Here is a 14,169-nt window from a genome sequence, read left to right on the forward strand (position 1 = left end):
AAATAATCCTTATCAGACGGGGTGATAAGGATTATTTACGGTCACTATTTGCTTAAATAGGGCTCAAGTTTGGCAATTGTTTCTTGGAGGAGCGTGGCATTTTTTTGATACATGGCTTTGGATTTTTCACATTCGGTCGAAAGGGCAAAGATCTCTAAATCAGCTTGTGTTTTTTTCAATGAGGCCAGGAGCAGTGGCCGCTGCTGTGGCTGTGGAACTTTAATTTTATCATCATAGAGATCAAGAGTCAGCTCACCATAGGAATCGACTTGACCTAAGAAAACGTTATCAAGTGTGGCATTCATTTTTTCCAGTTCGGTATATAGCCAGCCCCTGCTCTTACCGCTCCACCTTAATGCATCATCCATGATCTTTCCATCCATGATGATGGTATATGGTTCTTTTTCATTGGGCATTTTCATCTTTAAATCTTTTGGAGTTAGGGGGCGATTCTCCTTCTTAAGCAAAACGCTCAGTTTACCTTGTGGTTCCAAAACAGCAAATTCAACATCAGCTACATTAAAGACGTCTTTTTGCCTAAGCAGGGTGAGTAAATTGTCAATGGTGTATTTTTCCTTTTTTAAATTATCTTCTAATAGCTTTCCTTCCTTAATGATTACCGTTCCGCTACCTTCTACAATATCACGGAATTTTTTGCTTTTCAGTGAAAAATAGTCAGTTAAAAATGTAACAAAACCAAAAATGAGGATACAAAAGGCACCTTGCAACCAACTTTTTTCCAACCCTGTGACTGCTTCACCGGCAATACTGCCAATTGTGATTCCGGCAACATATTCAAAGAAAGTTAACTGGGAGATTTGCTTTTTACCGACAACTTTTGTAATTAAGAATAGAATAAGGATAAAGATAACAGATCGAAAAAATATATCCAGATAGCCATTCATCGATATTCACCTCATAAGTTAAGAACCAGCATACTGTGGTTCCTGCCGCTCTAATTCTAAAACTCGATATTGGAGATCCTTTTTTATCGTTTCAATTGTCATGGCAGCATCATGAAAAACAGCCTGTGCCTCATTATCTAATGAATTCAGTGCCAAAGTAGATAATTGAGATTCTATTCCTTTAATGGTTGTAAGACATTGTTTAACGTTTGAAGCAACTGTCATCCTCTGACCACCTTATTAGCATAATAATCAACATGAAAAAGGGGTTGGCTAAAATGCCAACCATTTTTATTACTGATTTTATTACTGATTGTATTGCGGTTCTTCCGTCGTTATTTCTTGCAGTCGTGGTTCTACAGTATCAATGATGGATTGGGTCTGTTGCGCTGCTTGCTGATAAAGCTGTTTTGCGTTTTTATTATCTGTTTGGAGCGCAAAAGTTTCAAAAGAAGCCTGTGCCGCTTTTAATCCTGCTATAGTTTGTTTCACTTGTGTTCCAACAGTCATATTCATTCCTTCTTTCTGATCGAGATGGGATGTTACAAGCATAGTATGCGAATCATCCGCCGGCTTATGTATCGAGAATCAATTGAAGAAAGGAGAAAGTTTTTCCAGTAATAAGTGGAAAATTGCCTTTTGAAATTGCTTATAATAGGGTCATAACGATTCACATGAGGGCATTTCTTTTTTCTTTTATACTCCTTTAGAATATTGTTCCTTGCTTTTGAGAAAATAACAGTTGAAAGGAGATGATCCACGTGGCTAAAAAGCAAGAAAATAACAATTTCGGACCGACTCTGGCACCTGGTATAGATGACCGGGCAGAATTGGAAAAAAGCGCAACCAAAGAAGAACTAGAAAATGGGGATTTCACGAGTGTCACCACCCTTTCTCTTGATGAAGTTGACGCTGGCAGATAGACTTTGGTAAATTTCCCAAGGAGATCATTCAAAGTAACGAAACTAAAAAATAATTTATCCTAATGATTACGTAGAATATTGTAATTTTCAGAAAATTTATGTCGATTTTTAGAGAATTTCTCAAAAATATAAATCATGTTTTGTCGGAAGGTGCGCTTGCCTAGGAAATAAAATGGCCCACCCGGCAATATTTCCAAAAAAGATGGCTGCTGAGATTTCTGCCATCTTTTTTGTTATCAAAAGACTTAAAACAATAGCTCGTACACTTCATTGAGTTCATAAACCCTTTGATCGTCTTGTACTTCTTGAGCATAGGCGATTTCAGCATCTAAAATTTTATTTAAAAAATCAATTTCCTTCTGATTTAAACTTCTTACAAAAGCCTCTTCAGATTTGAATTTCCCAGTTAGAAGCTTTTGGTAGATTTGCCCTCCTTCGGAATGGTCACCCGTATAGTTCGATAAAGTTTCTCTTAGATAACCTAACGTCTTATCCACATTCGTTCACCGATCCTTTCATAACTTATTTTTCTTCTAAACGGTTTAACTATACATAGTTTAGTTTGAAGGAATTTGGCCAAAAAAAAGCAAGTATGAGAAACATACTCGCTGTTACCACCAAAATAAAGGAAAACCAAACCCAACAAAGACGGATGGTCCCCAAAATGGTCCCCAAAAGCCGTATCCATAACCCTCGTCGGAACCGGAATGATTTAATTCTTCAATCTCCAGGCCATCTTTTCGTACCTTTGCTACTCTGCCAATTGTCCACTGGCCTTGTTTATTTTTAAACGAAATGATTTCTCCTTTTAGGCGAAGTGCTTGTTCATAAGTTAACCGCTCCACTTAAATTCCTCCCATTCATAGGACTTGCTATAGGGTATGAAGGATATCCCCCGTATGTAAGGGCTGTTAACCAGTACCTGTCCAGATATTAAGAAAATTGAAAGCCCTTCTTTGAAGGGCCTTCTTATTTGGAGCAAGTAAATATTCGGTGACTTAATATATCATGATACTTTATAAGCATATTCCCGTGTTCATTGAGGATGCTGAATAGCTCAGGCTCAAAATTTTGTGAAAAATTAAATTCCTGAGCAACGTTTCCATCCTTCAGGTCTGACTGCAGCTCGTTTATTTTAATTTGTTTAAAGCCAGTATCTTCTAAAAGGCGGATCCAATCGTTTTCTAACAACAAAGAGTCGATATTATAGAACCCGATAATTTCTTGTTCGGCTTGTTTGTTTAGCTTTGAATTAATCGTCATTTCATTTGCCAAAAAGCGGCCGCCTGTTTTTAAGACTCTGTAGAATTCACTGAGGGCTTTAGGTTTATTGACAAATGCCAAGACAGATTCACATATAATAAAATCAAAAGTATTTCGATCAAAAGGAATTTCTTCGACAGATCCTTGGAATAATTGAATAGGGAATTGCAGTTTTTCAAAACGATTTTTTGCTTTTTCAATCATGATCGGATTAATTTCCAGGCAGAAAATTTTTGCTTGATACTGATTAAATAAATAGGCTGCCGTTTGCCCTGTGCCACAGCCTGCATCTAGAATCATGCAATCTTTTGTAATATGTTCCTGTGCAAGGATGCTTTTTGTTAAACCGATTCCACCTGGATGGGCACCACCAACGCCAAATTTTGCAAGAAAATCAATATATGTTAAGCCACCCATAGCCACCATCCTAACTTACATCTTTTCTGCATCTTATGAAAAGGAATCGGGATGGGTGCCTTAATGTTATTATTAATCTGCATAAAGGGACTGCTGACGATAAAAAAGTCCATTACTAGCTGATTCATTTTCAATGTCCTTTTTCATATCCTAACATTAGATGATGATGATAAAAAGAAAATTTGAAAAACCACACTTTTTGGGTGTAAGGACGGAACGAGGTGTAAATGATGGCTATTCGCCTAACACTCCTTTGGTTATGGAAATTAATTGATCCGTTATTTTATTATTGTTCCCGTTTATATTGCATAAAGGATGAGGAAAACAAACGTTCAATCTTTCGTGTTCGCGTAACAAAATATAAAGGGGCGGAGGTCGTTCTTTCGGATGGAACCATCATCGGGAGGAATGATTTGTTACTTAAAATTCACCTGCATAATGTTAGTTTATTGAGTGAGTACACAAAAATCAAAAATGACATCAAGCGGTCAAGAATGATGTATAGACTGGTACATCAATCAATGCCGACTTTATCTAAGTATTTAAAAAAACATCCGAAAGAAGATAAAATCAAGGCGATTATCGGAATCACGACTTTAAATCGTGGTGTTCGCACATTAGGATTTGAATGTTTTAAGCCAAAAAGCATTTGGTATCGGAGGTTTAAGCAGCTGGGACAACTGCCCATCTTCATTCTGTCAGGTACCCCTCTTAAATATTTTCAAAAGCATCAGCTCACCTATCTTTTTTTATCAAAGGAGATCCTATATCAAAAATACGGCAAAATTCCTCCAGAAATTAACAAGGTATGTACAGATTCCTATTCATACACAGAAGGAAAAAGGACAAATTAACAAAATGGAAGGCTCTTTTGTTCTTCCATAATGGGAAAAGGGGTGCAAGTATGCGGAATTTGAGAAGAATGCCGTTTGTTAAAATGTTTATGCCAAAGCGCAAAACGAATGGGGCCATCTGGGCGTCGCTGGCCAGCATTGGAATAGGTGCTGCTGTATTGACAATGACTAAAGGAAAATGGTTTTCCAATACACTTCCGTTGAAGGATTCAGTCAAAAAATTTGCAAGTCCGATTAAGGATTCTGTGAAAAATATCGTTCCCAAAATGAATATAAACAACATGGATACAGCTGCACTGACAGAATTCTCACAAGAACTGCTTTCCAGTGCCTTAAATAATAAAAATAAGCGTTAATTGCAAAAAAGTCCGCTGATTCGCGGACTTTTTTTAAGTTGGCGGGCGGGGAATTTTACGCGGCTTGTATTGAATTCCTTCACTGGAATACAAATTAATAATTAACAATCTTCCCATCGTTCGGGCTCGGATTAAAACCGGTTGTTGGTATTTATTTTTAAACACAAAATCAGGGCCATACCAACTGACTGTAGCATCTCTCCCTGGGGGGATGTATGGAACATCTCGGCTATGCGAAAATCGTTGTACAATTGCCAGACCTGCACTGTCCACAGCATTAAAAAGGGTTGAGGATACTTGACAAATTCCACCGCCAATATCTTCTGAAAACTCACCTCTAACGATCACTGGTGCTTTAAGGTAGCCCTTGGCTTTAGTTCGTTTCCCTACAACTTTGTTGAAAGAAAACGTTTCGCCCGGAAATACTACATAATTATTGATCGCCTCTGCTGCCAGCTTGATATTATATGACCGGTTTTTGTTCTGTGGATTAAAGGATGTGAAGTATCGACCAATCCTGAATGAACGAATATCACTCAGTAATTCACTATCAACTTTTGGGTAAACAGTTTGAAGCGGGACTTCCAGACTGGGAGAATGTTGGTCAAAAAAATTAGCATAAATTTGTTCTGTAAAAGCTTGCCGGTTTACTTTAAACCCAGCAATTTCCGGAATGATATTTCCGTTATGATCTAAGCGGGCATTTTTTGCTTCAAAGGATATCTGTTTATCTAATTGATCTAAAAAACGCTGATATTTTTGAACATCAAAAATTGGGAAATCAATGTAAGGGTTAAAAAAATCCAAGCGATTAACCGTTGTAACCGGAATACCGTCTTTTGTAATCGTTATATCTTCGGGAGAATGAACTGGTTGGATGGCCAGCCAAGCTGCAAAAATTAACGGTAAATTCATAAGCTTAAACCTCCTCATTTTATTATGGGTATTCATTGAGAATTTCATGTAATAAGGAACGTAAAAATATTTTACCGTGAAAAAGGATCTTTCCATTGAAGCCAAGCAAAAAGGAATTTAAATATTGAATAAATGATGTATAATATAATCATCAACATACTAACTAGTTGGTATAAAGAGAGCGAAAAGGGACATATCTGAGAAAATTTTTTGATTGAGAGGCTGCGTGCAATGAAAGACAAAATTACGGAACATAGCATTCGTTTATTTGAGAAACAGGGGTTCAGCGAGACGTCAATTCAGGATATTGTGGATTCACTCGGCGTAACAAAAGGGACCTTCTACTACTATTTTTCCAGTAAAGAAGAGTTGTTAATGGATATCCACCTTGGATATATTAATGGACTGCTTAACCAGCAGGAAAAAATTTTGAACGACAAAGCGACCTCTTCCAGGGAGAAATTAAATGATATTGTAACCATGCTGATCACCGATATCAAAACAAAAGGTTCGGCAGCAAAAATCTTTTTTACGGAAATGAAGAATTTAAGTGAAGAAAGAATTGAATTGATTAAATCCAAGCGGGATCAGTTTCGCTTTAATCTTGAAGAGCTGTTGAATCAAGGGGTAAAAAATGGTGAATTCCGCTCCGATTTAAAAACGGCAATTGTAACTTTTGGAATCCTTGGTGTTGCCAATTGGAGCTATTTTTGGTTTAACCCGGCCGGGAATGTTTCTGATCGTGAAGTGGCTGAGATTTTTGTCGAGATGATATTGCAGGGAATTCAAACGAAGCTCATTGTGAATAAGTAAATACCGGATCATATCCCAAGGGGTCTTGAACAAGTTCAAGACCTTTTTAAGTTGTTTTATTTCGAAATTATGAACAATCTATTAATAAGCTGGGAAGAATACAGCAGAACCTTTGCGATCCGGTAAAATTTGATTACACTAGTAGTAGGAAGTATATTGCCGGGAGTTGACCGAATTTGAAAATACTAGTGATTGAAGATAATAAAAGTGTTTGTTCCATGATTGAAATGTTTTTTGCTAAAGAGGGCATTGAAGGTGTGTTTGTTAATGACGGGCTTGAAGGTTATCAGCGATTTAAAAACGGTACATGGGATGCACTGATTGTCGACTGGATGCTTCCGGGGATGGATGGAGTAACCATCTGCCGGAAAATCAGGGAGGAAAAGTTGACCGTTCCCATAATTATGTTAACGGCTAAAGATAGTGAGTCTGATCAGGTCCTGGGGCTTGAGATGGGGGCCGATGATTACGTCACAAAGCCATTCAGTCCGTTGACATTGATGGCCAGAATAAAGGCCGTTACCCGAAGATATCAATCACAGGTACCTAAAGATATGGAGGGGATTATACAAACTGAGCATTTTAACATCAATAAGACAACCAGGGAAGTAATCGTGGACGGGACGCCAATTACCAACTTAACACCAAAAGAATTTGATTTACTCTATTATTTGGCCGAGCATCCTCGTCAGGTGTTCTCCAGGGAGCAGCTGCTTGAAAGTGTATGGGGCTATCAATTCTACGGGGATGAGCGTACAGTTGATGTTCACATCAAACGGTTGCGGAAAAAGGTTGAAACATCATCCCAGCCATTTTTCCATACTGTCTGGGGAGTAGGGTATAAATTCGATGACACAACGAAAACCGATGAAATTTAAATATTTTTATCAACAGTTTTTCAGCCATATTAGTATCATCATCGTCGCTTTTTTACTTTTAAGCCTGCTGTTTGCCCATTATCTCGAAAATCTCGTCTATGAAAATAAAACTGATGAACTGATCGCATACGGCAGGGCCATTCTCTCCGATATTAAAGAATCGCCGCTGGAGTCGGACCAAATCATTAACCAATACAGCAATGTATTAGCGGCAAGAAAAATGAGCTTCAGCATGTTTGACTCCGATGGTAACTTATATTTGGTCAATAATCATGGACCGGCCATAAAAAACCTGCCGCGATCCTATTGGGAGAAGGTGACAAAAGGCGAAACCATCGTCGTTAAAAGCGATTATAAAAGCTTTGACCAGGATGGAGTGACGTTTGTTATATTGCCTCACATGGATCATGGGAAATTCTATGGTGGAGTCCTGCTAACCTCGCCGATTAGCGGTTCGGTTAGTATGATTCATGCCATTAACAAATATTTATTGTACGCAATTTTAGCTGCCTTTGGTGTCTCCTTCCTGCAAAGCTGGTATTTGTCGCGAATTCACGTAAAACGGATTCAAAGGCTGCGTAAGGCAGCCGCCCAAGTCTCGAAAGGGAATTATAATGTTCATGTTCATTCCTCAAATTACGATGAGATTGGCGAATTAGCGCAAGATTTTAACAACATGGTTGATAAAATCAATGCTTCGATGCTGGAAATTGAAAGCCTGGAAAACCGCCGGCGCCAATTTATGGCCGATGTTTCCCATGAAATGCGGACCCCGCTGACGACCATCAGCGGCGTTATTGAAGGTCTTAAAAATAATATGATTCCGGAAGAAGATAAAGAAAAGGGCATCAATCTTGTCAGTCAGGAAGCTAAAAGATTAATCAGGCTGGTGAATGAAAACCTTGATTATGAAAAAATTCGTTCGAATCAGGTTCGATTATTTAAAGAAGAAATCCAGCTTTCTGAAGTACTGGAAATTATCCAAGAGCAATTAAGCATGCAGGCTGAGGAGAAAAACAACCAAATCGTCGTTGAGGCCTCTCCTGATGTGTTTGTATATGCTGATTATGACCGCCTGGTTCAAATCCTGATTAATATTACCAAAAACAGTATCCAGTTTACCACTGAGGGGACCATTTGGCTGCGCGGAAAAAAGGAGCAGGATCATATTATTATTGAAGTGGAAGATACTGGAATTGGAATTGACACGAGTGAAGTTGAAAATATTTGGCGCCGTTTTTACAAAGCTGATATTTCTCGAACAAGTAACCTCTATGGTGAGTTTGGTTTAGGCCTGTCGATTGTGAAACAACTAGTCAATCTTCATAATGGAGAGATTAACGTCTATAGTGAAAAAGGAAAAGGAACGAAATTTGTCATTCGTTTTCCGGCTCAAATGGATCCGAAATAAAGCTGAGGATTGATTCTGTTGCTTTTAAACAATATTCTTAGATTTTTCCAAAACCCTTTAAAAATTGTTCATAATTTATTAACATTTGTCAGATAAAGTAAAAACAAGCGATAAATTATTGGATTTTAGTTTTAAAGGAGTGAGCAAATATGGAAAACAAAGAGCCATTTGAACAGGAAAATTCGATTGATTTATCATTACCAGCCAACAGTGCCGGAAATCCGAGTGAGGCTGCTGAAGATCATAAACCGTTAGACGAGGATTCAGTAAACAAGGAAACTGGCCCTGTAGAAGCGAATAGCACTAACAGCGATCTTGAGCATGCCAGGATAAATGAAGAAAAAGGACCGAAACGAACTAGTCGACTTAAAAAGAATGCCAAAGGATTCGCCTCCACATTGGCTGCAGGTGTAATCGGTTCTGTCTTAACATTAACGATTCTGCCGCATACCGATTATATTAAAAACCTCCAACCGCAAGCGGAAGAGCAACCTGTCCAGGTTCAACAGAATAGTACCGTGGCAAAAACTGTATCAGCTAAAGCGGATGGCACTGATTCGATTGCCAATATCGTTGAGAAAGTATCGAAGGCTATTGTAGGGATTGAGAATTATCAGCAGCAACAAAGTGTTGACTTTTTTGGCAACACCCAGTCTTCACAAAACGTTGAAGCTGGATCAGGATCTGGGGTGATTTTTCAAAAAAAGAATGGGTATGCTTATGTTGTGACAAATAATCATGTTGTTGAAGGGGCATCAAAGCTGGAGGTTTCATTATATGACGGAACGAAGGCAACTGCAACAGTGCTGGGAACGGATGCTTTAACCGATTTAGCCGTTCTAAAAATCGATGGAAAAAATGTTACGGCTACTGCCACATTTGGCGATTCATCGACGCTTCGACCTGGTGACCAAGTATATGCCATCGGAAATCCGTTAGGTTCAGAACTTTCCAGAACGGTGACACAAGGAATTGTCAGTGCGACCAACCGCAGTATTTCCGTTTCCACCTCTGCGGGTGATTGGGAAACAACGGTTATTCAAACAGATGCTGCGATTAATCCGGGAAATAGCGGCGGGGCATTAATTAATCCGGAAGGGCTGGTTGTCGGGATTAACAGCATGAAGATAGCCGAAAGCGGCGTAGAAGGGTTAGGCTTTGCCATCCCAAGCAATGATGTTATACCGATTGTAAATAAATTAATTAAAAATGGAAAAATTGATCGTCCCTACCTTGGGATTGGATTAGCAGACCTTGACCAAATTCCCCAGGTTTATCGCGGGGATCTTCCTAAAAGTGTCACACAGGGTGTAGTAGTGATGAATATTGATGGCAATTCTGCTGCAGCCCGTGCAGGATTTCAGCCAAAAGATATTATTGTCTCTATGAATGGAGAAAAAATTGCTAATTCTTCGGAATTACGAAAATATCTTTATACGAAGGTTAAAATTGGCGATAAAATCAAATTTGGAGTTTACCGTGATGGCAAATTGAAAACCATAACTGTAACAGTATCCAATAATCGAGCAACTGAGTGATCTCCACCTTTCTGAGGATTTAACCAATCATGAAATAGAGTTCACGAAAATTTCACTTATTTTTCAGAAAAGCCTGCTATCATAATGGTAGCAGGCTTTTTTCCAACTTTTACAGTTTCTGTTTTAAATTCAAAGGATCATAGAAACTACTACCAATCATAGGTGAAAAGTCGGTTGGAATTTTTTGAAAAGGGGTTTTAAAAGTGAATATACTGCTGGCAGAGGATGATGTTCGGCTGGGAAAACTGGTGTCCCATTTGCTGAGTAAAGAATTTCATTTGGTGGATTGGGTAAAAAATGGCAAAGATGCCTACGATCATGCCATATTTACGGAGTACGATATCATCATTCTAGATTGGATGATGCCGGGTGAAAGTGGATTGTCTGTTTGCCACAGGTTAAGGGAGAAGGGGATTCAAAGCGGCATATTATTCGTAACCGCCAAGGATGCCAATCAGGATATTATTACTGGTCTGGATTCAGGAGCCGATGATTATATAGTGAAACCGTTTGAATTTAATGAGTTATTGGCGCGCATTCGGGCGATTAGCCGCAGAAAACAAAAACCTCTGGAGCAAGTTATTACATACCATGACCTCACCCTCCATTTAGACACCCATGAATTAAGGCGAAATGGCTCGATTATTGAGCTGACTAAAAAAGAATACCAATTTCTTGAATTACTGATGCGAAATCAAAATCAAATCATGACCAGAGAAGTCCTGTTTGAAAAACTCTGGGGTTATGATAGCGAGGTAACGGATAATGCCTTAGATGCGTTAGTAAAATTAGTCCGAAAAAAGGTGGACATACCCGGAGAGCCTTCGCTGATTCAGAATGTTCGGGGAATTGGCTACAAAGTGAGAAACCGCCATGTTTCATAAAGTAAAAACAAAATTAACTTTTATATATACCTGCTCACTTGTTTTATTACTGTTTTCTTTCATCGGGATTCTCTACTTGCTTATATCGCATCAAATTTACCAGCAGGAAATAGAGGAACTATCTGCTTATTATAACAAGGAGGCCGATGATTTTTATGATGACTTTTATGAAAAGGAGGATCATCATAAAAAAAAGGAAGATCATCCTTTAAAATATGAACCGGAGGAGCCGATCTTTTATTACTTGTATGATCAGGCAGGAAATTTAATCTATGGTAAAGAGACCAATCAAGAGCTTTTTCGATGGATTGATAACCAGATGGATATAAAGTCTAGCGATGAAATCATAAAAATGGAAAAGGGATCACAGCATTTTCTGTTAATGAAACAAGAAATTGGAGCTGATGGTTTTGTCCTAATTGGCAAGGAAATTACAGCACAGCAGCACTTAATTGAAAAGATCACCTGGATTTTGTTATTGTTGACCATTTTTTTTAGTTTGATTTTTGCCTTGCTGGGTTACTATTTTGCCGGGCAGGCAATAAAACCGATTAAGCGAGCTTTTGAAAAACAGGAAAAATTTGTATCCGATGCTTCCCATGAATTACGGACACCGCTTAGTATTTTTTACAGCTCTATTGACCTGTTGATGACCGAGGAAAAAGACCGCTTGAGTCCATTCGGACAGGAGGTTCTCGAAGATGTGAAAATCGAAGCCCAGCTCATGAGTAAGCTGGTTAATGATTTGTTGATTTTAGCCAGAAGTGACAAAAACCAGTTAATGCTGGAAAGCAAAGAATTGAATCTATCTAAGTTATTCACTTCCATCCATCAGCGATTTGAAAGAAAAATCCCCAAAGATATTGCGTTTAGGGAAAATATTCAGCCGGGAATTTTGTTTCATGGAGATGAAGTAAGGATTCAGGAATTACTCTATATTTTATTGGATAATGCCCTGCGTTACACAAAGGCAGGCGAGATTACTTTAGGTTTAACGGAAAATGCAGGTAAAATTACTATAACGGTAGAAGACACAGGCTGTGGGATTGCAGCGGAAGATTTGCCATTGATCTTTGACCGTTTTTATCGGGCTGACCAAATGCGGGAAAAAGGTGGTGCTGGCTTAGGGCTCTCCATTGCCCAAACTATTGTTCAGGCCCATGGCGGTGAAATAACGGTCAGCAGTCAATTAGGGAAGGGTAGTATCTTTACTGTAATATTTAACCAAAACAACGGCAGCTCTTAAGGCTGCCGTTGTTGATTTAGTGGTTTTCTTTGTTGTCTTGCCGGTTGCTCTACAGCCGTATCTAACAAGCGAAGTAATCCGATAATGGCAATGACAACAATCCCGGCGGCATATAAAAATAACGCCCAAGGTTTTGTGGAATCCGTTCCAATCAGAATGCCATGAAATACCATCATCATCCAAGCGGGAATGACTGCAATATGAAGCTTCTTCCAGCGTTTAATCCCCATTTTTTTAATGAAAAAGTCAGACGATCCGATGACGATAAAAAATAAGTAAAAGGATATCGTCCCTAATGCTGACAGAAACGGCTCATTTTTTGCCAGAAAAGGAATAAAAAGTTCCTTTAAAGAGTACGGAACATATTGATCCTGCCAGATTAACAAAATATGAAATAGGATGGTTAACAGTCCGGCCCAGCCAGTTGATTGATGCAGCGAAATGAACATCGCCTTCTTCTTTTTCATAACTGAAAAAGAACTTAATAATCCTATAGCAAGTGACAGTGTCATTAAATAATAAGCTAAAAAGCCAGAAGTTCGAATCAAAGACCAAGTCGAAAAATAATCGCTCAATGTTTTTCACCACCATGATGAATGATTTTTCCATCCTTTGTAACCAAAAGGAGAGTATAACTGGGATTTATCGAGTTTAAAAGAGGATCCAACTCTTCTTCATTTACCATAAAGCACAGTTTAGCCATGACTTCTGCATCGACACAATTTTCTGTGATCACGGTTGCTTGAATGAGGTTACTGTTAACGGGCAGCCCTGTTCTCCCGTTTAACAGGTGGTGTTTCTGTTCATTCCCTTGAAGCCAGCTGCGATAGACGACATTCGAGGTAGCAATCGCACCGTTCTTAATGCGAAATTGGGCAATGTCGAGGTCTGTGCGATAGGGATGGGCTACGCTGATTTTCCATTCTTTTTGATTATTGGACCAAACCGTCATATCACCTCCGCCATCGACAATCCCGGCGGCGGCTTTCCCGTTTGACTTTAGCCAGTTTGCCGCTGCCTCAACGGCGTACCCTTTAGCAATCCCGCCAAGATCCAGTTGTCCTTCAGCGAGTCGTTCAATCATTCCGGTTTTCTCATCAAAGTGGAAAGGAGAGGCAGCATCTGAAAAAACAGCAGGCATTTTCTGAGTCTTTGTTTCACACGATTGAAACGGAAAAGAATGGCTGTAACCATGATACTCCATTAGCGGCAATAAATAGGGCGAAAAAAAGCCATTGCTCTTTTGCCGATATTCCTCAGCCCGTGATAGAAGATCAAAAAGGGGCGGTGAAACTTCCCCAATTTCACCTATTTCCAGATTATTAATCTGTGCCAATGCATTATCAGACTGAAACCGAGACCATTCATGTTCAACATATTTAATCCAGCCAAGGATGAAGTCTTGCCAATTGGGAACCCTGCACTCTTGTACCGTTATATAAAAGGAAGTATTCATTGCTTCAAATATAAGCGGCTCCTGTTCATTATGTTCTCCGTGTTTGCCGGTCACTTTGTTCATTCCCTCCTGAAACTGAAGCCTCATTCCCTCTTGTAACAGTCGCTCCATTTATGCTGTAATTGGACCAATCAAGCTGAGCAAGTTTCTTTTCTTGTTTACTCATCGATTGTACCGCAGTGGCGGTTGTCGTATTCTGGTTATTATTCATTTGACCTGCCCCAACTTGGCTGATGACAAAGGCAGATAAAGCAGTTCCGGTTAAACCGATGATCCATTTTCCTTTTTTTGATTTAGTCATTTTTACATC

At 39.0% G+C, this 14,169-nt stretch carries 19 protein-coding genes; 9 read left to right on the top strand and 10 right to left on the bottom strand.

Features of this window, described 5'->3' with window-relative positions; genetic code table 11:
* Positions 1–44: 44 nt before the first annotated feature.
* The 3 genes from RCG24_RS04010 to RCG24_RS04020 all read right to left on the bottom strand — a co-directional run bounded on the left by RCG24_RS04010 (position 45) and on the right by RCG24_RS04020 (position 1,415).
* Positions 45–905: a DUF421 domain-containing protein gene (locus RCG24_RS04010; protein WP_308078350.1), complete on the bottom strand. Its 861-nt coding sequence runs from the start codon at positions 903–905 to the stop codon at positions 45–47.
* A gap of 18 nt (positions 906–923) precedes the next feature.
* On the bottom strand, positions 924–1,130 hold the full coding sequence (locus tag RCG24_RS04015; protein WP_308078351.1) for a DUF1657 domain-containing protein: 207 nt from the start codon (positions 1,128–1,130) through the stop codon (positions 924–926).
* Positions 1,131–1,211: 81 nt separating this feature from the next.
* The gene (locus RCG24_RS04020; RefSeq protein WP_308078352.1) at positions 1,212–1,415 is read right to left on the bottom strand and encodes a DUF1657 domain-containing protein; all 204 of its coding nucleotides are present in this window, start codon (positions 1,413–1,415) and stop codon (positions 1,212–1,214) included.
* Between the two features lie 251 nt (positions 1,416–1,666).
* Here RCG24_RS04020 and RCG24_RS04025 point away from each other — a divergent pair, with 251 nt between their 5' ends.
* Complete coding sequence (locus tag RCG24_RS04025; protein WP_202654691.1) at positions 1,667–1,828, top strand: hypothetical protein; 162 nt, start codon at positions 1,667–1,669, stop codon at positions 1,826–1,828.
* Positions 1,829–2,073: 245 nt separating this feature from the next.
* Here RCG24_RS04025 and RCG24_RS04030 read toward each other — a convergent pair whose 3' ends face one another.
* From RCG24_RS04030 to RCG24_RS04040, 3 genes are all read right to left on the bottom strand, one after another.
* Entirely contained in the window at positions 2,074–2,325 is a 252-nt protein-coding gene (locus RCG24_RS04030; protein WP_202654680.1) for a sigma-G-dependent sporulation-specific acid-soluble spore protein CsgA, read from the bottom strand.
* Between the two features lie 114 nt (positions 2,326–2,439).
* Positions 2,440–2,673 (bottom strand): hypothetical protein, encoded by a 234-nt coding sequence (locus RCG24_RS04035; protein WP_308078353.1) that lies wholly within the window; start codon positions 2,671–2,673, stop codon positions 2,440–2,442.
* A gap of 124 nt (positions 2,674–2,797) precedes the next feature.
* A complete protein-coding gene (locus tag RCG24_RS04040) occupies positions 2,798–3,508 on the bottom strand; it encodes a class I SAM-dependent methyltransferase (protein WP_308078354.1) in 711 nt (236 codons plus the stop codon).
* A gap of 227 nt (positions 3,509–3,735) precedes the next feature.
* On the opposite strand from RCG24_RS04040, the gene RCG24_RS04045 reads away from it, so the two are divergent.
* Both RCG24_RS04045 and RCG24_RS04050 read left to right on the top strand, forming a co-directional pair.
* Entirely contained in the window at positions 3,736–4,362 is a 627-nt protein-coding gene (locus tag RCG24_RS04045) for a YkoP family protein (protein ID WP_308078355.1), read from the top strand.
* 50 nt (positions 4,363–4,412) lie between these two features.
* On the top strand, positions 4,413–4,718 hold the full coding sequence (locus RCG24_RS04050) for a hypothetical protein (protein WP_202654677.1): 306 nt from the start codon (positions 4,413–4,415) through the stop codon (positions 4,716–4,718).
* Positions 4,719–4,751: 33 nt separating this feature from the next.
* Here the strand turns inward: RCG24_RS04050 and RCG24_RS04055 are convergent, their stop codons facing one another.
* The gene (locus RCG24_RS04055) at positions 4,752–5,633 is read right to left on the bottom strand and encodes a VanW family protein (protein WP_308078356.1); all 882 of its coding nucleotides are present in this window, start codon (positions 5,631–5,633) and stop codon (positions 4,752–4,754) included.
* A 231-nt stretch (positions 5,634–5,864) separates the two neighbouring features.
* Between RCG24_RS04055 and RCG24_RS04060 the strand changes: the two genes are divergently transcribed.
* From RCG24_RS04060 to RCG24_RS04085, 6 genes are all read left to right on the top strand, one after another.
* Positions 5,865–6,446 carry a TetR/AcrR family transcriptional regulator gene (locus RCG24_RS04060; RefSeq protein ID WP_308078357.1) on the top strand — a complete coding sequence of 194 codons (582 nt, stop codon included), beginning with the start codon at positions 5,865–5,867 and terminating at the stop codon, positions 6,444–6,446.
* Positions 6,447–6,622: 176 nt separating this feature from the next.
* Positions 6,623–7,324, top strand: a complete 702-nt coding sequence (locus RCG24_RS04065; RefSeq protein WP_308078358.1) for a winged helix-turn-helix domain-containing protein — start codon at positions 6,623–6,625, stop codon at positions 7,322–7,324.
* Positions 7,296–8,735: an ATP-binding protein gene (locus tag RCG24_RS04070; RefSeq protein WP_308078359.1), complete on the top strand. Its 1,440-nt coding sequence runs from the start codon at positions 7,296–7,298 to the stop codon at positions 8,733–8,735. Before RCG24_RS04065 ends, RCG24_RS04070 begins: the two co-directional genes overlap by 29 nt.
* A gap of 149 nt (positions 8,736–8,884) precedes the next feature.
* Positions 8,885–10,273 carry a S1C family serine protease gene (locus RCG24_RS04075; RefSeq protein ID WP_308078360.1) on the top strand — a complete coding sequence of 463 codons (1,389 nt, stop codon included), beginning with the start codon at positions 8,885–8,887 and terminating at the stop codon, positions 10,271–10,273.
* Between the two features lie 203 nt (positions 10,274–10,476).
* Positions 10,477–11,157, top strand: coding sequence for a response regulator transcription factor (locus RCG24_RS04080; RefSeq protein ID WP_308078361.1), 681 nt, complete (start codon positions 10,477–10,479; stop codon positions 11,155–11,157).
* Positions 11,147–12,403: a sensor histidine kinase gene (locus tag RCG24_RS04085; protein ID WP_308078362.1), complete on the top strand. Its 1,257-nt coding sequence runs from the start codon at positions 11,147–11,149 to the stop codon at positions 12,401–12,403. The genes RCG24_RS04080 and RCG24_RS04085 overlap by 11 nt, the downstream gene beginning before the upstream one ends.
* Here RCG24_RS04085 and RCG24_RS04090 read toward each other — a convergent pair.
* The 3 genes from RCG24_RS04090 to RCG24_RS04100 are packed head-to-tail and all read right to left on the bottom strand — an operon-like array spanning position 12,400 to position 14,160.
* On the bottom strand, positions 12,400–12,978 hold the full coding sequence (locus RCG24_RS04090) for a ferric reductase-like transmembrane domain-containing protein (protein ID WP_308078363.1): 579 nt from the start codon (positions 12,976–12,978) through the stop codon (positions 12,400–12,402). The two genes, RCG24_RS04085 and RCG24_RS04090, sit on opposite strands and share 4 nt — an antisense overlap.
* Positions 12,975–13,922: an FAD:protein FMN transferase gene (locus tag RCG24_RS04095; protein WP_308078364.1), complete on the bottom strand. Its 948-nt coding sequence runs from the start codon at positions 13,920–13,922 to the stop codon at positions 12,975–12,977. Before RCG24_RS04095 ends, RCG24_RS04090 begins: the two co-directional genes overlap by 4 nt.
* Positions 13,888–14,160, bottom strand: a complete 273-nt coding sequence (locus RCG24_RS04100) for a hypothetical protein (protein ID WP_308078365.1) — start codon at positions 14,158–14,160, stop codon at positions 13,888–13,890. Before RCG24_RS04100 ends, RCG24_RS04095 begins: the two co-directional genes overlap by 35 nt.
* Positions 14,161–14,169: the final 9 nt, after the last annotated feature.

This window comes from Neobacillus sp. OS1-32, from assembly GCF_030915425.1.
Classification (GTDB): domain Bacteria; phylum Bacillota; class Bacilli; order Bacillales; family Cytobacillaceae; genus Neobacillus; species Neobacillus paridis.